This is a genomic window from Rhizobium sp. 18055 (assembly GCF_902706285.1).
Taxonomy (GTDB): domain Bacteria; phylum Pseudomonadota; class Alphaproteobacteria; order Rhizobiales; family Rhizobiaceae; genus Rhizobium.
On record NZ_CACSKD010000182.1, the window covers coordinates 1 to 491 of the forward strand.

The following is a 491-nucleotide window of genomic DNA, read 5'->3' on the forward strand; positions in this document are numbered from 1 at the left end:
GGTATAGGTTTCGCGCGCCAGGATCAGTTTGGCATTGCGCACGATGATGTCCCGCCAGTTGGCGCGCACCTCTTCGAACGATTCGTCCAGGCGCTTGTGCTCGCGCGCGCCGCCGTCGTAGAAGGCGATCTGCTCGGCGTTTTCCCGCAACTGCATGCCGCGGTAGCGGAAATTGGCCTCGACGGTCTGGCGGAGGTTGAAGAGATGGATCAGGGGGCGCCCGGTGAGGTGCGACACCAGCAGCGCGCCGGCCGAATACGCATACACCAGATAGACCATGTACCCGGGGATCGAGAAGCCGATGCCCCATAACGTGAACTGCAGCGTGCCGGACAGGTTCCAGAGAACGACGCTGAACGAGATGGCCGAGACCACCACGTGGATCGGATTGAGAAAAAGAAAAAGCGTGAGTTCGATGAACCGGGGGATGTCCTGCGAGATGCGCTGGTCCGCGTTGTCCAGGCGATTGTCCCGCTCGATCGCGTAGTAGG

General features: G+C 61.3%; 1 protein-coding gene. It reads right to left on the minus strand.

Annotated elements, in window-relative coordinates:
* Window positions 1–491, minus strand: a 491-nt coding sequence (locus GVL52_RS31875) for an SbmA/BacA-like family transporter (protein WP_280179130.1), incomplete at both ends; no start/stop codon positions are given.